The 22,642-nt window shown below is 65.0% G+C and carries 22 protein-coding genes; 9 read left to right on the forward strand and 13 right to left on the reverse strand.

The genetic code is table 11. The annotated features are described in order from the left end of the window. Window positions 1-17 precede the first annotated feature (17 nt). Together ubiE and ubiB are read left to right on the forward strand one after the other, a co-directional pair. A complete protein-coding gene (gene ubiE, locus C8N44_RS03385) occupies window positions 18-770 on the forward strand; it encodes a bifunctional demethylmenaquinone methyltransferase/2-methoxy-6-polyprenyl-1,4-benzoquinol methylase UbiE (RefSeq protein WP_107974761.1) in 753 nt (250 codons plus the stop codon). Window positions 771-773: 3 nt separating this feature from the next. Next, window positions 774-2,306, forward strand: coding sequence for a 2-polyprenylphenol 6-hydroxylase (ubiB, locus tag C8N44_RS03390; RefSeq protein WP_107974762.1), 1,533 nt, complete (start codon window positions 774-776; stop codon window positions 2,304-2,306). A 6-nt stretch (window positions 2,307-2,312) separates the two neighbouring features. Here the strand turns inward: ubiB and C8N44_RS03395 are convergent, their stop codons facing one another. The 5 genes from C8N44_RS03395 to C8N44_RS03415 form a co-directional block, all read right to left on the reverse strand. Beyond that, a complete protein-coding gene (locus C8N44_RS03395) occupies window positions 2,313-3,002 on the reverse strand; it encodes a flagellar hook capping FlgD N-terminal domain-containing protein (protein ID WP_107974763.1) in 690 nt (229 codons plus the stop codon). Between the two features lie 8 nt (window positions 3,003-3,010). Continuing rightward, entirely contained in the window at window positions 3,011-4,693 is a 1,683-nt protein-coding gene (locus C8N44_RS03400; RefSeq protein ID WP_146178798.1) for a flagellar hook-length control protein FliK, read from the reverse strand. Window positions 4,694-4,827: 134 nt separating this feature from the next. Further along, on the reverse strand, window positions 4,828-7,410 hold the full coding sequence (locus C8N44_RS03405; protein ID WP_107974765.1) for a tetratricopeptide repeat protein: 2,583 nt from the start codon (window positions 7,408-7,410) through the stop codon (window positions 4,828-4,830). Between the two features lie 6 nt (window positions 7,411-7,416). After that, window positions 7,417-8,172: a cephalosporin hydroxylase family protein gene (locus C8N44_RS03410; protein WP_107974766.1), complete on the reverse strand. Its 756-nt coding sequence runs from the start codon at window positions 8,170-8,172 to the stop codon at window positions 7,417-7,419. Next, window positions 8,172-8,984 (reverse strand): NAD-dependent epimerase/dehydratase family protein, encoded by an 813-nt coding sequence (locus tag C8N44_RS03415; RefSeq protein ID WP_107974767.1) that lies wholly within the window; start codon window positions 8,982-8,984, stop codon window positions 8,172-8,174. The genes C8N44_RS03410 and C8N44_RS03415 overlap by 1 nt, the downstream gene beginning before the upstream one ends. A gap of 209 nt (window positions 8,985-9,193) precedes the next feature. Between C8N44_RS03415 and rfbF the strand changes: the two genes are divergently transcribed. Genes rfbF through C8N44_RS03435 form a run of 5 tightly spaced genes read left to right on the forward strand, consistent with a single transcriptional unit; the run spans window position 9,194 to window position 13,512 of the window. Beyond that, window positions 9,194-9,961 carry a glucose-1-phosphate cytidylyltransferase gene (gene rfbF / locus C8N44_RS23625; protein WP_210204141.1) on the forward strand — a complete coding sequence of 256 codons (768 nt, stop codon included), beginning with the start codon at window positions 9,194-9,196 and terminating at the stop codon, window positions 9,959-9,961. After that, window positions 9,958-11,010, forward strand: a complete 1,053-nt coding sequence (gene rfbG, locus C8N44_RS23630; protein ID WP_210204142.1) for a CDP-glucose 4,6-dehydratase — start codon at window positions 9,958-9,960, stop codon at window positions 11,008-11,010. Before rfbF ends, rfbG begins: the two co-directional genes overlap by 4 nt. After that, the gene (gene rfbC / locus C8N44_RS03425) at window positions 11,007-11,558 is read left to right on the forward strand and encodes a dTDP-4-dehydrorhamnose 3,5-epimerase (RefSeq protein WP_244640969.1); all 552 of its coding nucleotides are present in this window, start codon (window positions 11,007-11,009) and stop codon (window positions 11,556-11,558) included. The genes rfbG and rfbC overlap by 4 nt, the downstream gene beginning before the upstream one ends. Continuing rightward, entirely contained in the window at window positions 11,546-12,823 is a 1,278-nt protein-coding gene (locus C8N44_RS03430; protein ID WP_244640970.1) for a class I SAM-dependent methyltransferase, read from the forward strand. The genes rfbC and C8N44_RS03430 overlap by 13 nt, the downstream gene beginning before the upstream one ends. Next, complete coding sequence (locus C8N44_RS03435; protein ID WP_107974768.1) at window positions 12,820-13,512, forward strand: glycosyltransferase family 2 protein; 693 nt, start codon at window positions 12,820-12,822, stop codon at window positions 13,510-13,512. The genes C8N44_RS03430 and C8N44_RS03435 overlap by 4 nt, the downstream gene beginning before the upstream one ends. Here C8N44_RS03435 and C8N44_RS03440 read toward each other — a convergent pair. From C8N44_RS03440 to C8N44_RS03470, 7 genes are all read right to left on the reverse strand, one after another. Further along, window positions 13,460-14,527 (reverse strand): flagellar basal body P-ring protein FlgI, encoded by a 1,068-nt coding sequence (locus C8N44_RS03440; protein ID WP_107974769.1) that lies wholly within the window; start codon window positions 14,525-14,527, stop codon window positions 13,460-13,462. The two genes, C8N44_RS03435 and C8N44_RS03440, sit on opposite strands and share 53 nt — an antisense overlap. Next, window positions 14,527-15,528, reverse strand: coding sequence for a flagellin (locus C8N44_RS03445; RefSeq protein ID WP_107974770.1), 1,002 nt, complete (start codon window positions 15,526-15,528; stop codon window positions 14,527-14,529). Before C8N44_RS03445 ends, C8N44_RS03440 begins: the two co-directional genes overlap by 1 nt. Window positions 15,529-15,540: 12 nt before the next feature. Beyond that, window positions 15,541-16,992 (reverse strand): flagellar hook-associated protein FlgK, encoded by a 1,452-nt coding sequence (gene flgK / locus C8N44_RS03450; protein WP_107974771.1) that lies wholly within the window; start codon window positions 16,990-16,992, stop codon window positions 15,541-15,543. Window positions 16,993-17,022: 30 nt separating this feature from the next. Beyond that, the gene (locus C8N44_RS03455) at window positions 17,023-18,339 is read right to left on the reverse strand and encodes a flagellar hook protein FlgE (RefSeq protein WP_107974772.1); all 1,317 of its coding nucleotides are present in this window, start codon (window positions 18,337-18,339) and stop codon (window positions 17,023-17,025) included. Window positions 18,340-18,454: 115 nt separating this feature from the next. After that, a complete protein-coding gene (locus C8N44_RS03460; protein WP_107974773.1) occupies window positions 18,455-19,297 on the reverse strand; it encodes a flagellar motor protein MotB in 843 nt (280 codons plus the stop codon). 67 nt (window positions 19,298-19,364) lie between these two features. Beyond that, window positions 19,365-20,000, reverse strand: coding sequence for a sugar transferase (locus C8N44_RS03465; protein ID WP_107974774.1), 636 nt, complete (start codon window positions 19,998-20,000; stop codon window positions 19,365-19,367). Then, window positions 19,997-20,704, reverse strand: a complete 708-nt coding sequence (locus tag C8N44_RS03470) for an NAD-dependent epimerase/dehydratase family protein (RefSeq protein ID WP_308421202.1) — start codon at window positions 20,702-20,704, stop codon at window positions 19,997-19,999. Before C8N44_RS03470 ends, C8N44_RS03465 begins: the two co-directional genes overlap by 4 nt. A 244-nt stretch (window positions 20,705-20,948) precedes the next feature. Here C8N44_RS03470 and C8N44_RS23760 point away from each other — a divergent pair, with 244 nt between their 5' ends. Together C8N44_RS23760 and C8N44_RS23765 are read left to right on the forward strand one after the other, a co-directional pair. Beyond that, window positions 20,949-21,521, forward strand: coding sequence for a polysaccharide biosynthesis/export family protein (locus C8N44_RS23760; protein ID WP_244640971.1), 573 nt, complete (start codon window positions 20,949-20,951; stop codon window positions 21,519-21,521). Then, on the forward strand, window positions 21,521-22,057 hold the full coding sequence (locus C8N44_RS23765) for a polysaccharide biosynthesis/export family protein (RefSeq protein ID WP_373282684.1): 537 nt from the start codon (window positions 21,521-21,523) through the stop codon (window positions 22,055-22,057). Before C8N44_RS23760 ends, C8N44_RS23765 begins: the two co-directional genes overlap by 1 nt. Before the next feature lie 56 nt (window positions 22,058-22,113). Here the strand turns inward: C8N44_RS23765 and C8N44_RS03480 are convergent, their stop codons facing one another. Beyond that, entirely contained in the window at window positions 22,114-22,551 is a 438-nt protein-coding gene (locus tag C8N44_RS03480; RefSeq protein WP_107974776.1) for a c-type cytochrome, read from the reverse strand. Window positions 22,552-22,642: the final 91 nt, after the last annotated feature.

The raw sequence follows: 22,642 nt of genomic DNA on the forward strand, positions 1-22,642 counted from the left end.
AAAGGAAGCTTGCCGCCATGAGCGAAGAGACCGGAAAGACGACGCATTTCGGATTCCAGGAAGTGCCCGAGACCGAAAAGGCCGGGCGCGTGCGCGGGGTCTTCAACTCGGTGGCCTCCAAGTACGACGTGATGAACGACGCCATGTCGATGGGCATCCACCGGGTCTGGAAAGACGCGATGATGGACTGGCTGGCCCCGCGGCGCGGTCAGCGGCTGCTCGACGTGGCCGGCGGCACCGGCGACATCGCCTTCCGCTTCCTGAACCGGGCGGGCGACGCCCAGGCCACAGTTCTGGACATGACCGAGCCGATGCTGGTCGCGGGCAAGCAGCGCGCCGAGGCCGAAGCGATGTCGGACCGGCTCGACTGGGTGGTGGGCGACGCGATGGCCCTGCCCTTTGCCGATAACACCTTCGACGTCTACACGATCTCTTTCGGGATCCGGAACGTCACCCGCCCCGAGGACGCGCTGGCCGAGGCCTACCGCGTGCTGCGGCCGGGCGGGCGGCTCATGGTGCTGGAGTTCTCGCAGATCCCCAACGACCTGATGCAATGGGCCTACGATCTCTATTCCTTCAACATCATCCCGCGCCTGGGCCAGGTGATCGCCGGCGACCGCGACAGCTACCAGTACCTAGTGGAATCGATCCGGCGGTTTCCCGATCAGGAGACCTTCCTCGGGATGGTACAGGACGCGGGTTTCGGAAACGCCAAGTACCGCAACCTGACCATGGGCATCGCCTGCCTGCACTCCGGCTGGAAGATCTAGGCCTTGCGCGGTCCCCATAACATCTGGCGGCTGGTCCGCACCGGCGCGACCTTCGAAAGATCCGGCGCCATGGGCGTCGTTCTCGATGCCTTCGAGGCGCCCGCGCCGCTGCGCGTGGCCGCGCGCGTGCTTGGCTGGCCCTTCAAGTGGCTGGGCTACGAGGGCGACCCGACCCTGCCGCCCGTGGTGCGCGCGCTGCAGGCGCTGGGGCCGGCCTACATCAAGTTCGGGCAGATCATGTCGACCCGCCCCGACGTGGTGGGCTCGGAGCTCGCCGCGCAGCTGCGTGTGCTGCAGGACAAGCTCCCGCCCTTCTCGATCGAGGAAGCCAAGGTTCAGGTTCAACGGGAGCTCGGTCTGCGCGTGGACGAGATCTTTTCCGAGTTCAGTCCACCCGTGGCCGCCGCCTCGATCGCGCAGGTGCACAAGGCGCGCATGTCCGAGACCGGCGACGTGGTTGCGGTCAAGGTGCTGCGCCCCGGGATCGACCGCGCCTTCCGCACCGACATCGACGCATTCTATTTTGCCGCGGGCTTCGTCGAACTCTTCTCGCCCTCGAGCCGCCGTCTGCGCCCCCGCGACGTGGTCCGCCACTTCGAAGGCGTGGTGATGGGCGAGCTGGACCTGCGGCTGGAAGCAGCCAATGCCAGCGAATTCGCGGCCAATACCGAGCGTGACGAGGGCTTCCAGCTGCCGAGCGTGCAGTGGAGCCTGTCGGGGCGGCGGGTCATGACCATGAGCTGGGCGCAGGGCGTGCCGCTGGGCGACAACGATGCGATCGACGGCGCCGGACACGATCGGGCGCTTCTGTCCGAGCGCGTGCTGCAGCTGTTCCTGAACCACGCCCTGCGGGACGGCTATTTCCACGCCGACATGCACCAAGGCAACCTGAAGGTGGCCCCTAACGGGGACATCATCGCCTATGATTTCGGCATCATGGGGCATATCGACGAGTACACCCGCCGGGTCTATGCCGAGATCCTCTACGGGTTCATCCGGCGCGACTATCGGCGTGTGGCCGAGGTGCATTTCGAGGCGGGCTACGTGCCCGCCGACCGCGACGTGGATGAATTCGCGCGCGCCCTGCGCGCGGTGGGCGAGCCGATCTTCGGCATGGACGCGACGCGCATCTCCATGGGGCGGCTGCTGACCTACCTCTTCGAGGTGACCGAACGCTTCGGCATGGAAACGCGGACCGAACTGATCCTGCTGCAACGGACCATGGTGGTGGTCGAGGGCGTCGCGCGATCGCTCGATCCGCAGATGAACATCTGGAACGTCGCGAAGCCGGTCGTCGAGGGCTACATCCGGACCTACATTGGTCCGCGCGCGGCGGCCCGCGATCTTGCGGAGACCGTCAAGGTGCTGAGCCGTTTCGGGCCGCGCCTGCCCGCTCTGGTCGAGGAGGCCCTGATCCGCGGCACGCCCCATACGCCGACGCCCGAACCTAGCCGCTGGCTCGGCCGGCTGCTCTGGGGCGGGTCGGGCACGGCGATGGGGATCGGACTCTGCCTTCTGGTGCTCTTGCTCGCCTGAATGGGATCAGGCGGCCGGGCTGCGCAGTCCGCCGACCTCGTCGGCGGGAAGTTCGGTCCCGTCGCTCATCCGAAGGACGATGGCGCCATTCTCGCGGCGGGCCTCCTCGATGCGGCTGTAGGCCGGAACGAGCTGGCTGTTGAGAAGCCTGCTGCCCTCGTAGCTTTCGACCTGGAAGGTATAGGTCCCGGCGGGCACCGGGGTTCCGGTCTCATCGAGGCCGGTCCAGAGAACCGCCTCCTCGCCAACTTCGAGCCCGAAGCGTTGGACCAGAGTTCCCTTCTCGTCCCGTACCAGCAGGGCGGCGCTGTCCGCATTCGGGGCGTAGTCCGGCCGCACGGCGATCGGCGTGCCGTCATAACGCACCGGCGCGTTGACCAGCCCTTCCATCCCCACGAAGCCACCCATCTGCTGGAGCGAGCCTCCCCCCAGCAGGTCCTGCAATCCGGTGAGCAGGTCGTTTGTCAGGACCTGCTGTTCGACCCCCGAGAAGGTGGCAAGCTGGGTGGCATAGTCGGTCGCGTCGACCGGATTGAGCGGGTCCTGGTTCTGCACCTGAACGGTGAGCATGCGCAGGAAGGTATCGAAGTCGGAACTGATGTTGGTCCCTCCGCCGAGATCGACGCCCGGTTGCTGTTCGGAGGATTGCGCGGCCGCGGAACGGGCCTGGGGAGTTGTGCTGGTGACCGGATCCATGGGTTTCCTCACATCATGATGTCGAGCGACGCATTCCCGCCCGACCCGGGCGTGGGGCGCGGCGTGGGGGCGGGGCGTGATTCTGTATCGGGCGCGCCGGCAGAGGCAGCTGCCCCGCCTCCAGCGCCGGCAGCCCCAGGCCGCTGCTCGCGGCCGCCGGAGAAGCTGAACTGGGTTCCCGAGTAACCCAGATCCTGCAGGGCGCGGGCAAGCTGGTCGATATGACGCCGCATGAGATCGAGCGTCTCGCCCCGCTCTGCGCTGACAACGACCGTCATGCCCTGATCGAGCGGGACCATCTGGAGCCTGACACGTCCCAGTTCCTCAGGCCGCAACTGGATCTCCACCCCGCCTTCGGAAAGGCGGTGCAGGACCTCGGTAACTTGGCGCATGACCTGCTGGGGAACCTCGGGCCGCGGGGTCTGGGACACCTGAGTGGGCGCTGGCGTGCCGCGGAGATCCGTGGAGAATTGCGACACTTGCGGATCACCCTCAGCCGCGCGAGAACTGCCCTTCTCGCGTAACTCCTGGACAGCGAATGCCGCGGTCATTCCGGACCGTGCGGGTGCGGAAGCCGTTCGCGCCGACCAGAGCGCCGTGAAGGGCTCCCTAAGGGGGGCAGACCGTTCGGCGGATTGGGCCAGCGGAGGCTCTTTCACCGGGTCCCCTGCGGCATGAGAATTTTCTATAGTCGGCAAGACGGGCCGGCGTGAAGCAGCGGGCTCTGCTTGTGACGCAGCAGGCGGTATGACCGTTCCCGGGCCGGGTGTCCTATCCGACGATTTGCCTTGGTCCGACACCTTTTCGGTCAAGGTTCCGGGAATCGGCTCCGGTTGGCTTGCCCGCGAGAGCGGTTCCTTGACCGGAGCCATGACCCTGACGTCGATATCCGCGTCGCCCATGGCTGATCCGTCGGATTTGGAACTCCGCACGGTCGCTTCAGCCCCACCCTTCGCCATCCGGGTCATCCCCGCCGGGACAGGAATATCGCCGCGGGGTGCGGGCGCCTTGGGTCCGGGCTCCAGCATCGTGGTTTCAGGTTGCCTTGCGGGCATACGCGCTTCGACGATCCGCTGCGCGGTCGTATTTTCGGCGCGCGCGTTGCGTCGCGCCGGACTACCCTCAACGTGTTGCATCGGTTTTTCTGTAGCTTGGCCCATTCCGGGCATCGAGAGCGGCACAGAGCCACGAGCACCCGCTTCGATTGTATCCATCGTCGGTCGCTTGTCGCCGAAGGTATGCTCCGAAACATCCGCAGCCGTTTTTGTCGATTCCATCTGCGGCATTTTCGCTGCGCCCGAGGATGGCGTGTGAGGCAGACGCGCCTCGACATGCGCCGGATCGGGCAGGTCCGCGGACCGCGCCATCGGGTCGGCCTGGCCCATGACGACGGGGGCTGCAGGTTCAGCCGCGGACGGGGACACGGGGTCGGGAGCGGACGATCCCGTGCTCGCCGGAACCTTGCCGATCTCCGTGTGATCCGAGGTCATCCGCTCGTCGTCGCCCGGATCAAGAAGGTCGACCAGATCTTCGCCGTCGCCCTCGGAAATAACCTCCTCGCCCGCTTCCTCCGCGGTATCGCCTGTGATCTCGGGCGCCTCTTCGACGGCGTCTTTCTCGGGCGTGGCAACTTCGTGCGAGGCGGGCTGCTGCCCCGCCCCACCCCTAGAGGTGAGCGCGAAGTGCACCACCTCGAAGCTGTCGCCCCCCGAAAGGGCCTGTTCCGGGCGCGGCGCCGGCGCGGGGCCGATCAGACCGCCTGTGGACGTGACAAGCATGCGTGCTCCAAGGATTTCTTCCCCTGATGCAGTCTAGAACGAAGGTCTTAGGAACTGTTTACCGCCGCCTGATCATCGGCCGGGACGTGAAGATCGTCCGGCGGCAACCAAGACGCCCAGCGCTCAAAGGCCATGTCCAAACCGCGCTCGAAGTGGCGGGCGTATCGGGATGTCTGAAAGAGAGGCTCGGTCGATCGGGCGCGGCCCAGCCGATCCCGGAGGATGGCGAGCCGCTCGGGTGACAGCATGAGATCCAGAACGAGCGATTCGTAGGTCTGCGGATCGTTCGTGACGAGCTCTGGCAGGCCGACGTTGTACAGGAGGCTACCTGCCACTCGCGCCGCGAACTGACGACCCTGCATGGTCACGACCGGCAGGCCCGCCCAGAGCGCGTCAGTGGCAGTCGTGTGCGCATTGACGTTGAAAGTGTCGACGAAGAGGTCCGCGTGACGGTGCCGCGCGAGATGAAGTTCCGGGCCGCACCGCTCCGCGAAGACAAGCCTCCTGGGGTCGATGCCGCGCAGCTCGGCTGCGCGAGTGAGGTTTTCCTCGGCCCATCGGTTGGTGCGCAGCAGCCAAAGGACCGCGCCATCGACACGCGCCAGCAGTCGCATCCAGATGTCGAGCTCGGCCCTCGAAATCTTGTAGCTCTGGTTGAAGCAGCAGAGCACGAGACCCTCGGACGGCAAGCCATGATCCTCGCGGGTGTCTTCGACAGGCGCGATCGGCCGGAGATCGTCGTTGGGCTGATAGCAGTCCGGGAGGTAGATGACCTTCTCTGAATAGTGGGGCCGCTCAGCCTCGGGGATGACATGACGGTCTGCAACGACGTAGTCGCACCATTCCGCCCTGAGCGAACCCGGATAGCCAAGGTAGCTCAGTTGAAGAGGCGCGACCCGATCTGCGAGCAGCCCCGCCCGCGACCCCTGCGTGTAGCCCTTGAGATCGATGGCGATATCGAGATCGCCGGTCCTGGCAAACTCGGCAATGGCGACATCCGAAAAACCCTGCACATCGTGGAAGTGGTCCACCATGCCGCCCGACGCGAGGTCCTGTTGGTGCGAATCGCGCACTGTGCCATAGCTGAAGGCGTGAACCTCGAACCGGGTTCGATCGTGGTGCCGCAGCAGGCCCGCCATCAAGTGCAGCGTCGCGTGGTTGTGCAGGTCCGACGAGAAATACCCGATCCGCAGCCTCGGACGTCGTGGCCGGGCGGGTACGGTCAGGGGCGGCAGGTGCGATCTGTGCCGACGCTGGTCGTAGAGCCGGGACCGGGCGAGTTGCCTTTCCGGCGAATCCTCGAAGGCGAGCGTGGTGAACGGTGGGATTTCCGCCCCTTCGATTCCGAGCGTCTCTGCCACCGCCGCGAAGGCATCGAAGCTCTGGAATTCGCACATTTGCGCCTCGACATGCAGCTTCTGGGCGCGCGAGAAAGCCATCTCCGGCCGCGCGGCAAGAGCCCGGCGGAAGTGCATCTCAGCCCCCGGAAGATCACCCTCGGTCCAGCGGCGGATCGCCATGTTGTTGTTGGCCTCGGCATTGGCCGGATCGAAGGCGAGCGCACGCTCGTAGCAGGCGCCCGCCTCGTCCTCGCGACCAAGGCGCGCAAGAATATTTCCGAGGTTGTTGTGCGCCAAGGCGTTTTCGAGATCAGACTCGAGCGCCTCGAGATAGCAATGCGCCGCTTCCTCAAGCCGGGAAGCGTCAGCGAAAAGATTGCCGAGATCGACCAGCGCTGGCGCAGAACCGGGTCGCAGGGCAACAGCCTGTCGCAGTTCGGCTTCCGCGGCGCCTTCATCTCCGGCCGCACGCAGCGTCAGCCCGAGGTTGCGCCGGATCTCGGGATTGTCCGGCGCGATTTCGACCGCCTGCGTGAAGGCCGTAATGGCGTCGGCAATCCGCCCCTGCTGCTTGAGAGTTGTCCCGAGGTTGTTCCGCACCTCGGCATCGTCCGGTACAGCCGCAAGGCGCTGCTCCAGCACCTCGGCGGCTTCGGCGGGCCGCGCTGCGGCGAGCAACAGGCCCCAGAGGTTCGTGGTCGCGTCGCGATGATCCGGCGCATGAGAGAGCGCGGTTCGGTAGGCGGATTCCCCCCCCGCCAGATCGCCGGCGTGCTGCAATGCTCGACCGAGATTGTAGTGGGCCTCTGCAAAGCCGGGGCGAAGCTCGATGGCCTTGCAGTAGGCAGCGATGGCCGCGTCACGCCGATCCAGATCGAGCAGGGCGTTGCCGAGGTTCATGTGGGCGCTTGAATGAGCCGGCGCGAGCCGGGTGGCCTCGCCAAAGGCCTCGACCGCGGAGTCCGGTCTCCCGGCTCGGGCCAGCGCGGCACCGAAGATGTTCCAGAGCGGCGCCGAAGTCGGCGTCTCGGCCAGTCTCTCCTGCGCGAGGCGAACGACCGCGTCGTGGTCCCCGGCTTCGAAAAGGGCAACAAGGTCCTGCCCCGGAGCATCGGCTGGAGGGCCTGCCGAAACCGGCGCGCGGAGCTCGGCGAGCATGTCGCGCGCGCGGCGGTTCCCGGGAAAACTCTCGAGCACAGTGCCGCAAATGGCGCGCGCCGCCTCCGTATCACCGCGACGGGCGGCTGAACGTGCCCGTGCAATGGCTTCGCTGACCTTGATCCGTGCCATGGCCGCTTACCCCACCCGACGCAGGAAGCCGCCCGGTGCCACGGTGACGAGCAGCCGGGCATCGATGTCGCTGTCGATCTCGAACTGCGGCACACCGGGCTCGGCCATGAAGGCGGCGATGGCGCTGCGCGGGTTGGCCTCGCGGGTCCAGGGGCGATCAGGGTAGCTGTCGTCGGGCATCTCGGCGATGATGGTGTCGAAGACCACGCAGTATGAGCCCACTGTCACCAGCGGTGCATAGGCCCGGAGCTCCTCCAGCACGTGTTCGTGGGTATGGTTGCTGTCGAGAAGGACAAGCACACGCCCGGCGCCCTCGGCGCGCTTCATCACCTCGGCGACAATGGCCGCATCGGTGCTGGAGCCCTGCAGGAGGTCAATCCGTGGGGAAAGCGGATGGGCTTCGATCGCGGCGCGATTGTGCGGCCTGATGTCGATGTCGATGCCGAGCACCCGGGCTCCCGCCGGCCCGCCGCAGAGGGCGACGAGCTCGAGGATGCTGGCGGACAGGATAAGCGACCCGCCGCGCGCCACGCCCGTTTCGATCACGAGATCCGGGCGGATCTGCCAGATCAGCTGCTGGATGGCGACGATGTCCTGCGGATGCTGTATGACCGGACGCCCGAGCCATTCGAAATGGTAGGAATAATGGTGTGGCTGGCTCAGACGCATCCATTCCGCGGTGACCGCCCTGAGATCGGGATCACGGCCCTGGGCGCGCACCTCTTCGACGCATATGCGGTCAAATTCGCTCTGATCGTCCATCAGGCTCCTTTCCGGCCCCAGCAGGCCATGGGTTCGTGCGGCGGATAGGGAAAATGGCCCGGGTTCAGCGCGATTCCTGCGCCCCGCTCGGTCAGCCAGTCCTCGACAAGACCGCGTACCGAGCGGGGCGTGCCGCTGCAGATGTTCACCGGACCATCGGGCGCGGTCTCGAGCGCGTCGCAAAGCTGCCGGGCGGCTTCGGTTACGTGGATGTAGTCGCGCAACTGCTCGCCAGGGGACATGTCGAAGCGCGCATCCCCGCGAGCCACGGCGGCTTCGAGCTGTGCGAACAGCGATTTCGGCCGCTGCCCCGGACCGTGGAGGTAAAAGAGCCGCGCCCAGACGATGTCGGCCCCGTAGCGCGGCGCAAGCAGGCGCAGCTGGCGGTGCAGGCCGTCCTTGGCCACGGCGTAGGAAGTTTGCGGTTCTGTTGGGGTGTCGGCGGCAAGCGCCCCCTCACGCAAACCGTATTCCTGGCAGGTGCCCGTGACGAGGACACGCCGAACCCCGGCATCGAGCGCCGCCTTCACGAGGCGGTAGCTTGCCGGAAGCGCGGATTCGACATGGGACAGGCTGTTGTAGTCGTCGAGATCGGGCCAGGCGAGGTGGACCAGCGCGTCGGCCGAGAAATCCGGCGTATCGCCTGCGTCGGCCAACAGGTCGAAACGCGATATTCGGACATCCGCCAGCCTGGCTATCGCAGGGTCCGCCGGATCGCGCAGCAGCGCATGAACCCGGTGGCCGGCGTCCAGGAGCCACCCCATGAGGGCCCGCCCGACAAAACCAGTCGCACCCGTCATCACCACGTCCATGCCATGCCGCCCCGCGCCATTCTGCCGCCTCTCTGCCCGGCCCCGGAAGGCCGGCGATAAGCGCGGTGATAGCGGTCGGAGGGTTAAGACGCGGATAACGCGGGGCGAATCTCGCAAAGGGCAAAACCGGGATTCGGTTTACCGCAATTTTACCCCGATCCCCCCAAGGTCCGGACAGCCGGAGAACCCGGCGCTTCTGAGGGGCCAAGATGAAAGTCGTCATCCTCGCGGGGGGCCTCGGCACCCGCATCAGCGAAGAATCACACCTTCGGCCGAAACCGATGATCGAGATCGGCGGAAAGCCGATCCTGTGGCACATCATGAAGATCTTCGGCGCGCAGGGCATGACCGACTTCGTCATCTGCTGCGGCTACAAGGGCTACATGATCAAGGAGTATTTCGCGAACTACTTCCTGCACAACGCGGACATCACCGTCGACATGACATCGGGCGGGATGGAGATCCTGCAAAACGGCGCCGAACCCTGGCGCGTGACGCTTCTAGACACGGGCGAAGAGACCCAGACCGGCGGTCGGCTGGCCCTGGCGAAAGAACACCTGACCGAGACATTCTGCCTGACCTACGGGGACGGCGTGGCAAATATCGACGTGGCCGGTCTGATCGAATTTCACCGCCGCGAGGGCACAGAGGCCACGGTGACCGCTGTGCAGCCGAGCGGACGTTTCGGCGCCATAGAGATAGAAGGCGCGCGGGCCCGACGGTTCTTCGAGAAGCCGCCCGGCGATGGCCACTGGGTCAGCGGTGGTTTTTTCGTCTGCGAACCCTCTGTGCTGAGCCGGATCAACGATCCAGGCACGATCTGGGAAAAGGAACCTCTCGAACGCCTGTCCCGCGAGGACCAGCTCTCGGTCTACAAGCACGAAGGCTTCTGGGCGGCGATGGACACGCTGCGCGACAAGGTCTTTCTCGAACGGCTCTGGAGCGAGGGCAACGCCCCCTGGAAGGTCTGGGCGTGAGCGCGGCCTGGCAGGGGCGCCGGGTACTCGTGACCGGGCACACCGGCTTCAAGGGGGCGTGGCTTTCCATGCTGCTCCTGCATCGCGGCGCAACCGTTCACGGAATCTCCCTTCCGGCCGAGGCAGGCTCTCTCTTCGAGACCGCTCTTCTGCAGGAACTGGTGACCTCGGTCACATGCGACCTGCGCGACCCGTCGCACTTGCGCGAAGAGGTGAAGCGCGCCGATCCGGAGGTTGTCTTCCACCTCGCAGCGCAGCCGCTCGTGCTCCGCTCCTACGCGGACCCGCAGGAAAGCTGGGCCACAAATGTCATGGGAACGCTGCATCTTCTGGAGGCGCTGCGGGCCCTTGATCGTCCGCTGACACTCGTCGTGACCACCACAGACAAGGTCTACGCCGGCGCGCCCGAGGCGGGCGCCTTTCGCGAAAGCGACCGGCTGGGCGGCCACGATCCCTATTCCGCCAGCAAGGCCGCCTGCGAAATCCTTCTGCAAAGCCATCGCGCCTCTTTCCTCGACGAGGCCGGAATCAGGCTGGGTGTCGCGCGCGCGGGCAACGTGATCGGCGGTGGCGACTGGGCACCGGACCGGATCCTGCCGGACCTCGTGCGTGCGCGCCTCGCCGGTCGCCCGCTCGAACTGCGGCACCCCGAGGCGGTTCGCCCCTGGCAGCATGTGCTCGACCCGCTCAACGGGTACATTTCGATGGCCGAGAGCCTCGAGAAGGGGGAGGCGCTTCCCGCTGCGCTCAACTTCGGGCCGGACCCGGAAGACGAAAGGACCGTGGCCGAACTGGTCAGCGAGGCCGAGAGGTGCTGGCCGCAGGATCATGGGTCACCGCCCTCCCCCGTCGCCGCGCCCCCCCGGCAGAGAGAAGCCGCGCGTCTCGCCCTTTCGACGGATCTTGTCCGCAGGAGCCTCGGCTGGCGCCCAAAGTGGGGCTTTGCGCAGAGCGTCGAGCAGACCATGCAATGGTATCGCGGGGTCTGCGAGGGCGCATCGGCCCGCGCCGTGACCGAAGCGCAGATCGCGCTCTTTGAGGCGGCATGATGCAGATCCTGCCGCTCGACATACCCGGGGCCTTCCACGTCCTGCCTGAGCCGTTCACCGACGCGCGCGGCAGCTTCTCGCGGCTGACCTGCCGCCAGAGCTTTGCACGCCACGGGATCGGCACGGACTGGGTCCAGACCAACGCCTCGTTCACGCGCGAGCGCGGCACGGTCCGGGGGCTGCACTACCAGACCGGCGCTGCGGCCGAGGACAAGCTTGTCTGCTGCCTTGAGGGGGCTGTCTTCGACGTCCTGGTCGATCTCAGGCGCCATTCGCCGACCTTCGGTCAGTGGCGTGCTGTCGAGCTTTCCGCCGAGCGCCGCGACTCGGTCTTTCTTCCGGCGGGACTTGCCCACGGCTTTCAGGCCCTGAGGGACGGGACGCTTCTTCACTACAGCCACAGCCAGGCCTTTGCGCCCGACCGTCAGGGTGGGCTGCACCACGCCGATCCCGACCTTTCCATCCCCTGGCCCCTGCCCGTCCGGAACCTCTCCGAACGCGATGCGCAACTTCCCAATCTTGCGAGCCTTGCCGAATGTCCGACATGACCTGCCGCCACTGCCGTGCCCCGCTCTATAAGAAGATCCTGGACCTGGGTCATGCCCCGCCATCAAACGCCTACCTCACGCAGGCGGCGCTTGCCGAACCCGAGACCTGGTATCCTCTTCAGCTGTTTCTCTGCACCGGTTGCGGGTTGGTTCAGACCCGCGATTTCGCGGCTCCCGAAGACATATTCGGATCGGACTACGTCTACTTTTCCTCAGCGTCGGAACACTGGCTGGGCCACGCGGCACGCTTCTGTCGTGCCGCGACGGAGCGCCTGGGACTCGACAAGGACAGCCACGTGGTCGAGATCGCATCCAACGACGGGTACCTGCTGCGCAATTTCGTGCGCGCCGGGATTTCCTGTCTCGGCATCGAGCCGACGGCGAGCACCGCCGAGGCCGCGCGGGCCTGGGACGTTCCGGTGCGGCAAGCCTTCTTCGGCAAAACGCTGGCCAGCGAACTGCGACAGGACCGTGCCGCGGACCTGTTGATCGGCAACAACGTCCTGGCCCATGTGCCAGACATCAACGATTTCGCGGAAGGTCTCGCGACCCTGCTGGCGCCGGAAGGCGCGATCTCGCTCGAGTTTCCGCATCTGCTGAGGCTGGTCGAGGAAGGGCAGTTCGACACCGTCTATCACGAACACTACTCCTACCTCTCGCTCGGCACCGTCTCGCGGATCCTTGGGGCGGCGGGGCTTCGGGTCTTCGACGTGGAAGAGCTTCCGACCCACGGGGGAAGCCTGAGGATCTGGGCCTGTCACAAGGCGGCTGCGCAGAAGATGGCTTCGTCCGTCGCGCAGGCTCTCCAGCACGAAGAGGCGTGCGGCATTACCGAACCCGCCTATTTCGAAGACCTGCAGGCCCGCGCAGATAAAGCGGCCGCGGCACTTCGGAACTTTCTTGCGGACTGCGAACGACACAATCAACGGGTCGCGGCCTACGGGGCCGCGGCCAAGGGCACCACCTTGCTGAACTACGCCCGCACCGACGCCCGTCAGATCGCCTATGTCTGCGATGGCGCGCCTTTCAAGCAGGGACGCTTTCTGCCCGGCTGCCACGTGCCGGTGGTCGGGCCGGAGGTCCTGCGAGGCGATCCGCCCGACAAGCTGCTGATCCTGCCTTGGAACCTCGTGGACGAAATCGCGCCCGCGCTGCGCTGGCTCGAGAAGGAGCACGGTACGGAACTGATGACCACGCTTCCCGAACCGCGCCCCCTCGCCCATGGCGCCGCGGAGATCCCCCACGCGGCCGGAGCCGGCGGATGACACGTCCGAAGCTCAGCATCTGCATTCCGACTTACAACCGTGCGCCGCTCTTGCGGTCGTTGCTCCTGCAACTCGTCCAGGATCTGGATCGACTGCCCTTCGCGACCGAGGTCGTGGTTGCCGACAACGCCTCTGAGGACGAGACCCAGTCCGTGTTGGAAGAGTTCGCATCGCTTCTTCCCCTGAGACACGTGCGGCACGAAACCAATATCGGCGCCGTCGCGAACGTGCAGCACGTGACCAGGATGGCCGAAGGGGACTATGCACTCTATCTCGCCGATGACGACAGGCTCGTTCCATCGGGGGTGGTCGCCGCAATCGATCTCCTTGAGGAGCACCCGCAGGCGGCGGCACTTTATGCGCCTTGGTCCCTGGTGGATCTTCACGATCGGCGGGACCTCGGACAGTTCTATCAACAGCCGGAAACCGTGACCATCACGCGCGGCGACTATTCCCATCTCGCAGAACACGTCGCCGCTCACGGGATCTTCTCGGAGATTTCGATCCTGCGGACCGAGGTAGTCAGCAGGATCAGACCGCTCATGAACGACCTCGCATTCTGGGGCTTCACCTTTCCCTGCGAGTATCTTGCCGTCGGCGACCTGATCTATGCGCACAGGCCCTTCTACGCGTCGATCACTCGGCATGATGCCGGGACCCAACGCGGGGGCTTACACCGAGCGCGTTGAGCCCTGCGATGACCTCTGAGAGCGAGGTACCATTTGGTATCTCGGCCAAGCCGATGCCAGGCTCCTCGACGATATCGGCACGGGTGCGTGGGACCACCACCGTCTCGCCCTCGGCAAATGGGTTCGGCTGAACAGCGATAGGGGCCTCCTCGATGCGCAGCGTCAGGTTTCCCTGCGACACCGCGACCCTTGAGATCCGGACATCCTCGCCCATGACAATCGTTCCAGAGCGCTGGTCGACCACGACGCGGGCCCGGCGCTCCGGTTCAACCGCGAGGTTCTCGATCCGGTAGATGGCCCTGGCCGGGGAACCAGCACCTGTCTTGTGAAGATCGAGCCGCACGGTTCCTGCATCAAGCATCACGGCCGCAGTACCGCCCACCGACCTGTTGATTACCTCTTCGATGCGCGCCGCCGTGGTAAAATCCGGTTCTCGAAGAGCGAGCCTCAGACTGGTCATCTGCGTGAAGTCGAACTCGACCTCGCGCTCGATACGGGCCCCGCCGGGAATAACGCCGGCTGTCGGCACGCCCTGGATCACGCGCGCGGCCTCGCCTTGGGCCTCAGCGCCGCCTGCGATCACCGTCCCCTGCGCCACCGCGTAGATCTGACCGTCGGCCGCATTGAGCGGTGTCATGATAAGCGTTCCGCCAAGCAAACTGGTCGCATCGCCGATCGCCGAGACCGTCACGTCTATCGAACTGCCGGCGCGCGCAAAGGGAGGCAGCCGTCCCGTCACAAAGACCGCGGCCACGTTCCTGGGGCGAAATTGCTCGCCGTTCACGTTAACACCCAGCCGCTCCAGCATATTCGCCATGATTTCTTCGGTGAAGGGAGCGTTTCGGAGGCCATCGCCGCTCCCGTTCAGACCGACAACGAGTCCGTATCCCACAAGGTCGTTGGACCGCACGCCATCGACCTCGACGAGGTCCTTGATCCTCACCGACTGCGCCTGCACCGCGGCCGCCAATGAAATAATGGCCAGCACGCAGGCAAGCAGGTAACGCCAATTCATCAAAGGTACCCCGCCAGCGAAAGGCGCTGAGATCGGGCAGTGATGGCGTAAAGGCTTTCAAGCTGTCCGCGGATACTCTCGTATCGCGAGGCGGTCTCGTATTGATCCGTACCAACCAGGTCGAGCCGGGCGATTTGTGTGGCGGTACGCTCGCTTTCGTTTCGCGCCCCCGTCTCCTCGATCCGAGCTTCGAGGGAGCCGAGACCCGACCTTAGTTCGGTCACGGTTTCGAGAGCCGACCTGGCCTGCAGTCCCGCAGTGCGAAGGGCCTCGACTTTCCCGTCGGGGCTGAGGCCGCTACTCGGATCCGCGGCAAGTGCAGCCATTGCGAGTGACTTCATAAGGTCACGAAATGCCTGATTGTCGGCCCTGATATCGATGTCGGCGCTCTCACTGTCACTGAGCGGGATAGGTGAAAGACTTTCCGTGGCGCCCTGATAGGTCGAGGTCTCGAAACCGCCACCGGGCGTGTCGAACCAGGCATCGAGCTGCGCCTGAACTCCGGCCACGGAGGTTTCTCCGCTGACCAGCGGGCGAAGGTCATCGAGCAGGGTCTCCGCATCCTCCAGAGGCGCGCGATCCGTAGCCGTACCGGAGAACAGAAAACGACCCGCCACAGAGCGGTTGAGACCGCCTACGACACTTTCGAGTGCCTCGCCGGCATCCTTGGACATGGTGGCGAGAAAGGCTGGCGATGGAGTCAGCTCCGACGACAGAAGGACGTTGGAAAGCTCATCGCTGCGAGATTGGAGCTGGTCCAAGGTGGTCTGCATGGATTGCGAAAGGATCGTGGCCTCGTTGTTGTTGATCCGGTACGTCTCAAGCCGTTCGATTGACATGTCGATCGACAGAAGCCCGGCCACGTCGCCCTTGAGATGCGCGGCAGGATCCTTGACGAAACCGGTGGCGATCTCGGTGGCGAGGGTATCCATCTCAGTCTTGAGACGGGTGTGTTCACTGCGCAGTAGAAGACTGCGTGCCATGTCGCCAATCGGCTGCATGATAAGACTCCCTTAAATACTGAGCAGGCGTTCCATGAGGTCGTCGACGACCGACATGACTTGTGCGTTTGCGGCATAATGCTGCTCGATCTCCATGAGACGCTGGAGCTCCTGATCGGTATCGACACCGATGGACAACTCCATCTCGCGCAGGGCCAGCTGGCTTGCCGCCTGGTAGGTCTGCTCGGAATCCCGACGCACCCTAGCCCCGGCTACATCCGAGACGAAGCTCGAGACGAAATCGGTGTAGCTGCGCGCGGAGGGGTCGAGTGAGGCGCTGGCCGGGGCTGCCACCTCGGAGAGTGCGCCACTGATGGCGTTCAGCAGATCGGCATCGCCGACCTCGCCCTGAGACGTCGCATAGAGCCCATCTCGAAGTCGCCAAGTTCCGCCGCTGCCTGGTGCGACAAGGCTGTTCAGTTCGATCGTCTGCGCAAACCCGACCTCGTCAGCCGCAGCGAAGGGCGTCCCGGCATTGGTGAATAGCCCAGCGGCAGTAGCACCTATCGTGGCATCGGGCCCACCCTGGCCGAGTCGCTCTGTCAGCTCGCGTGCGAGACCGTCGAGTTCGGCCTGCCGCGTGACCGCGATTTCGTCACGTATCTCGAACTGTGCCGCAATCGTGCCACCGGCGAAGACACCGGCACCGCTGGTATCGATTGGTTTGCCGTTTATCGTCATCCCCGAGAGCTGACCGCCGGCCTGCGTCATTTCCGGCCCGATCGCGTTTCTCCCAGAAAAACCAATCTCGGCCTTGAGGCCGCCATCCAGCAATATGGCTCCACGCTTCGTGAAAAGCGAAACCTCGCCATTGTCGCGCTCGACCATGCGCAACGGGACCATCTCGGAGACGCCGTCGATGATCCTCTGGCGCTCGTCAAGAAGCGCGGCCGTGTCGCCCTTTCTTGCTTTCGCGCGGACGATTTCCTGGTTGAGTTCGTCGACACGGGTCAGTGTTTGATTCAGACGGTCCACCTGCAGCCCGATGCTGCGGTCCGCGGCCTGACGCCCAGCCTGGAGCTCGTCGGAAACGTCATTGAATTTGCGCGCAAGGTTGGCACCCGCATGCGCCACGGATTCGAGACGTTGAGCCGAGGACGGGTTCGCTGCGGCCACGATCAGGGCATTCTCGAACGCGGCAATCCGCATGGGAAGCGAACCTTGTACGTCCGAGCTTCCCACGGCATCCTCCAGCCCACTGGCAAATGTCTGCAGCGTCGAGGAATTGCCCAGTCGCGCATCAGCCTGGCGGCGATCCGCGATCACCGCCGGGTCGCTCCGGCGCAGCACGCCATGGATCTCGACCCCCCCGGACGTGCCGATGGAAGAGGGCGTGAGTTCGAGTGAGCGACGCCCATATCCCTCGGTCGTCGCGTTGGAGATGTTGCTCGCGACCAGGCTTGCGCCGCGCGCGTTTGCGGTCAGACCGCTGAAGGCGTTGTAGAGGGCTCCTGTCAGGGACATGCGCCACACTCCTCACTCATGGGTACCGGGTCATCGCTTGATGTTCGTGGTTTCCTGCAGCATCTCGTCGACGGTCTGGATGACCTTGGCGTTGGACGAGTAGGCGCGCTGGGTCTGGATCATGTTGGTAAGCTCGGCGGCGACCTCCGCGGTCGACCCCTCTCGCGCGAAGCCGATGACTTCGCCCGTGGGTCCGGTGCCCGCGTCCCAAAGGTAGTACGAGCCGCTATCGAAAGTCGTCATGTATGTCTGTCCGGACATGGTCTTCATGCCATCCGGGTTGGGCATGGAAGCGATGGGCACCTGGTAGATGGTTCGGGTGACACCCGTGTCAAAAAGCGCATTTACGAAGCCCCGCTCGTCCACTTCGACCGACGTCATGGTGCCGACGGGGGTACCGTCCTTGCTGATATTCAGGGGTGCGAAGCTGTCTGCGAGCTGGGTGAGTCCATCGCTGGTCCCCGGGGCCCCGAGATCGATCTCCATCGGGCCGCCGTTCGTCGTCACGATCAGGGTACCCGTCGTATTGTTGTAGGCACCGCCGGTCACGGGACCGGGCTGGGCTACGCTCTGGATGGAGCCGCCATTCGCGCTGCCCTGGTTAAAGGTGACGGTATAAACGCCGATGGGATTGCCGGCGGCGGGGGTTGCCGAGTCCGAAATCGTCATCGTCCATTCGTTGGACCGCCCCGTGGCGGGAACGGTCGGGGTGAAGGTGGTGTCGAGCGTCTCGGAGACGCCAAGGTTGTCGTAGTACTCGACCGAGACGTCGTAGGGAGCCCCCGCGGAGCCCGCATAGGTATCGGTCGCCGGAAGATTGATCCCGAGACCGACCTCGGACGTAGGTTCGCCGGTCAGGGAGGTCGTGTTGATTTGCACCGGCTCGAGCGCGGTGGAACTGTCCCTCGGAAAAACGGGGATCGTCCCGTCCGGGTTGGCCGGCCAGCCCATCAGCGTGAGGCCCGATTCGGTGTTGAGATAGCCGTTTGCGTCCGGCCGGAAGGAGCCGGTCGTGGTCAACAACATCTGCGGATTGGCTATGCCTGCCTTCACCTCGACGGTGCTGGCGACGGGCAGGAAACCGTCGCCCCGGATGGCCAGGTCCGTGGCATTGCTTGTGCCGACCACGGTGCCATTCTGACTGATGATACGCTGCGTGTCGGCGCGCACACCCCCCGCACTGTAGGTGCCGCCGCTTTCGCCGATGACCATCGACTGGAAATCGGCTTCGACCCTCTTGTAACCGTAGGTGCTGGAGTTGGCGATGTTGTCGGAGATGGTCGCCAGCCGCGTCGCGTTGACCGACAGGCCAGCCACACCGGCACTGAACGAGGAGGTGATCGACATTGACGCGCCTTTCTGGTGTCTCGGAGCAGTTCCCTGGCCTTTCTTCATAAGGCCGCAGGCTTAATGCCCCGCTAACATCTAAGATTGCGTTGACTTCGATCTCTTCTTCCGGTGCTCAGACATCGCGCAGGAAGACCACCTCCAGACGGTTGTTGCGGAAGTCCATCCGGTTGGGACGTGCCGGCTCCCGGTCTGCGTGTGCGGTGGTACGGCTGATGCGCTGTTCCGGCATGCCGGTCTCGGTAAGAAGTCGGCGGAACATGTCCGCCCGCGCACCGGAAAGATCCCAGGACGGGTTCTCTCTCAGGACAAGCGGGTAGGAGGCAGTGTGCCCCTCCACCGCGAGCGGGTTCGTCACCACCGCAGACGCCGTCACGATAAGCCGGGCGAGTTCACGCAGACGGTTGGTCGGCTCCGCCCCGTCGAAGAGCGGTGCCTCGGCGGTCTCGAACAGTTCGACCACAAGCCCCTCATCCGTCACGCGGGTAACGATGTGCTCCAGCAGCTCGTCGGCGACCATGCTCTCGCCACTGCGCCCCATGAGAAGCGCCTCGACCGCCTCGAAGACCTCGTCCTCTTGCTCGGTCTGGCCTTCGCTCTCGGCAGGTCCGTCGCTGAACGATCCCCGCGCGGCAGATTGCTCGGTCGGATTCAGGCTCGTGGCACCAGTGCCCACGCGTGGCAAGGTATTCTCGGAAAAGACGGAATCGCCCCCGAAGGAACCGTCACCGCCACCGGAGACTCGATTGATGACAATATTCGGACTAAAGTAGTCCGCGATGCCCTTACGCTGTTTTTCGGTTGTCGCATTCAACAGCCACATCAGGAGGAAGAAGGCCATCATCGCGGTAACGAAGTCGGCATACGCCACCTTCCAGGCACCACCATGATGCCCGCCGCCATTTATGACCTTTTTCCGCTTGATGATGACTGGCGCGACATTGCTGTCAGACGCCATTTCCACCACCTTTGTTCTCACCCAACGACAGGATGTACTCGCGCAGGTTTACCGCTGGCTTAAGGATTCAAATGTGAGGTTTCCGCGCCCGGTCACGCAGGGAAACGGATCGCAGGACCGTCGCAAGCATGAGCCGAAGATCGAGGCAGATCGTCCGACGCTCCTGATAGATGAGGTCTAGCCGCGCCTTGCGGGGAACGCAGCGACGGCAATAGACGGCCTCGGTCTGCTCGGCCGTCCCGCATCCTGCCAGAAGGCGTTCTTCGGTTCTGTGAAAGGCAAGGGTGGCAAGTCCCGTGATCCCCGGTCGGGATTTCAGGACGTGCGCATAGAGTTCCGGCTCCATCTCGACATAGCGGCGCAGGGGCGGACGCGGACCGACGAAGCTCAGATCCCCGCGCAGCACATTCCAGAGCTGTGGCAATTCATCCAGACGGTAGCGCCTGAGGATACGCCCGGTGCCCGTGATGCGCGCGGTCTTGTCACCGCCGGAAACACCGCGGTCCCACGCATCCGGGCGCATGGTGCGGAATTTCCAAAGTTGGAATGGCCGGGGGCCCGTGGTCATGCGCTCGGAAATGTAGAGGACAGGGCGACCGTCACGAAGCAGGATGGTCAGCGCGATCGCTGCAATCAGGGGAGCCAGCGCGACCGACAGCAGCAGAGCCGCAACGAGATCCAGGGCGCGCTTGCCTGCGGTCACGGCCAGATCTCCCCGGTGTGTGCGTCTTCGACCAGCCAGGCCGGATCGGCAGAGGAGATTGAAAGCGGACAGATTTCGCCAAGCCGTGCGGTATCGAGGACCAGGCGCTCTGTCGCGATGCCCGGGGCCGAACGCCAGTCGATAGAGCACCGGGCCGCGCGGGCGATCTCGTCCATGCAGACCGGCGCCGGTGCGCCGACATTGAAGATGCGGTCGGCGGCGGCTGCGGGGGCCTCGAGCATCGCGGCAGTGACGCGGGCAAGATCGGTTGGTCCGATGTAGCTCCGCCAGGGGCCGCGCCCCGAAGGAAAGCGATCGAGCGTCACACGAACGCCCGGCCGCATGTTCGCAAAGAGGCTTTCGGCCCCGGCGACATTCCCGATCCGGAGGATCGTCGTCGGGAGATGATCGTCCGCCAGCTCGGCAATACGACGCTCCATCGCAAGCTTTGCTTGACCGTAGGGCGTGAAAGGCGCCGGGTCAGTGACCTCGGAAACAGGGGTGTCAGAAGGCGCGTAGACGGCGGCAGAAGAACAATGGATGACCCGCGCCGCGCCGAGCGCGATGGCGAGGGCCTGCGCCTGTTCCGCAAGGTAGCTGTTCATGGCAAGCGCATCCGGCGCGCTGCCCGTGACACCCCAGAAGGCCACAACCGCACCCACCCTTGGAAGGCCATCGTGCGGCGTGCCGGGAACCCATCGCAAGGTCCCGTCCCCTGTCCCGCGTGTCACCGGAACCAACCGCCGGTCAGAGACGACGGGCCAGGCCGCGCGAACCATCCGGCCAAGTTTGCCCCCTGCCCCAAGTAGCAGCACGTCATCCTGCGGTGCAGTTGCCACGTTGTTGGCCCTTGCTGTCCATTCAATTGAACTCAAGCCTATCCAGACCGGGTTATCAAAGCTAGAAGGCTGAAGAGGAGAGGATTTCTGCGGAAAGGAGAGCGGAGTCGTGCGCACCGGTATCGTGCTTTGCATCGCACTTTCGCTCGTTTCGGCGTGCAGTACGCCGCGCGGCGCGGCCCTGCGCCAGGAAGTTCTGCACGAGGCGAAAGCGGAAACGCCCACGTTCGAAGTGGTGCCCGTCACGCGGGACAACCTCCCTGCCCTTGCGCAATGGCCCGTCGCCGACAAGACCGGTCACTATCTCTGGCCCAAGGCCCAGAGCGGGCCTGCGTCGAATACGATCCGCAGCGGTGACAGCATTGATCTCGTGATCTGGGACAGCCAGGAAAATTCTCTCCTGACCAATCCGGGCGAGAAATTCACGCGCATCACGGATGAGATGGTCGCGCCCGACGGATCGATCTTCCTGCCCTACGTCGGCAAGATGAAGGTCAGCGGCCTGACACACCCGATCGCGCACGCGAACAGGTCCAGCAGCGGCTCGAGGCGATCGTTCCCTCGGCGCAAGTCCAACTCAGCTTCGAACAGGGTCGCGACAACGCCGTCGAGGCGGTCAGTGGCCTGGCATCGCCGGGAAGCTACCCCCTGCCCTCGCAGAATTACCGGATCCTCGGGCTGATCTCGGACGCCGGTGGCATTCCGCCCGGCATGCGCAACCCGCAGGTGCGCCTGCTCCGCGGAAGCGAAACCTACCAGATCTCGGCCGACCGCCTTTTCGAGAGCGCGACGCGCAATGCCCTGCTTCGTCCCGGTGACGCGGTCGTGGTCGAGGAGGATGACCGCAGCTTCATCGCGCTCGGCGCATCCGGAAACGAAGACCTGATCCACTTCACCAAGGATCGCCTGACAGCGCTTGAAGCGCTGGCGCTGATGAACGGACTCGACGACAGGAGCGCGGACCCGGGCGGTGTTCTCATATTGCGCGACCAGGGCGCCGAATACGCCGGCAAGCCCGGCTACGGGCCTGGACCCGGCCCGGTGGTCTTCACCGTAGATCTGACCAGCGCGGACGGGCTTTTTGCGGCCGGCCGCTTCCCGATCCAACCCGGCGATACGGTGCTTGCGACAGCCTCGCCGATCACGGGCGTCCAGAACGTGTTCACGCTTCTCGGAAGCGCCGTGGGCCTCGGGCGAAACGTGTACGCCCTGCGATAAGGACAGGGGCGCCCCCGTTTCCGAAGGACGCCCCATCTGGCCGTAAACCGGCCGGATTACTCCGCAGAGGGACCGACCGACGCGAGGTAGGCCCAGATGTCGGGAGCATCGTCCTCGTTGCGCAGCTTGAAGGCCATCCGGCCGCGCGCACCGTCGTCGTCCAGGTAGTCCCGCAGGAAAGCCGTCGGATCCATGACGTAGGACGCGAATTCCTCTTCGTTCCAGACAAGGCCTGCTTCGGCGGCGTCCGTGATGGCATCGGAGTACCGGAAGTCCTCGACCGCGGCGGCCTCGCGCCCGACGACGCCGTAAAGGTTCGGGCCGACACGGCCCCCACGAACGATCGTTTCGCCCTCGTCGTCAACGACGCTGTGGCAGGACTTGCACTGATTGAAGGCCCGTTCGCCGGCCTCGGCGTCTCCGCTCACCTCTTGGGCGTGAGCGGTGCCTACCAGTGCCAGCGTGGCGAGGACCGTTGCAATCTTGAGTTTCATCAGACTTTCTCCCGTAGCACGTCTCCCGACGACGACGCTATCGCAGCAGGTTCAGGGGCAACAAGGGGAAAGCCCCCGGCGCGGGCGCGAC

Source organism: Allosediminivita pacifica (genome assembly GCF_003054175.1).
Taxonomy (GTDB): Bacteria; Pseudomonadota; Alphaproteobacteria; order Rhodobacterales; family Rhodobacteraceae; genus Allosediminivita; species Allosediminivita pacifica.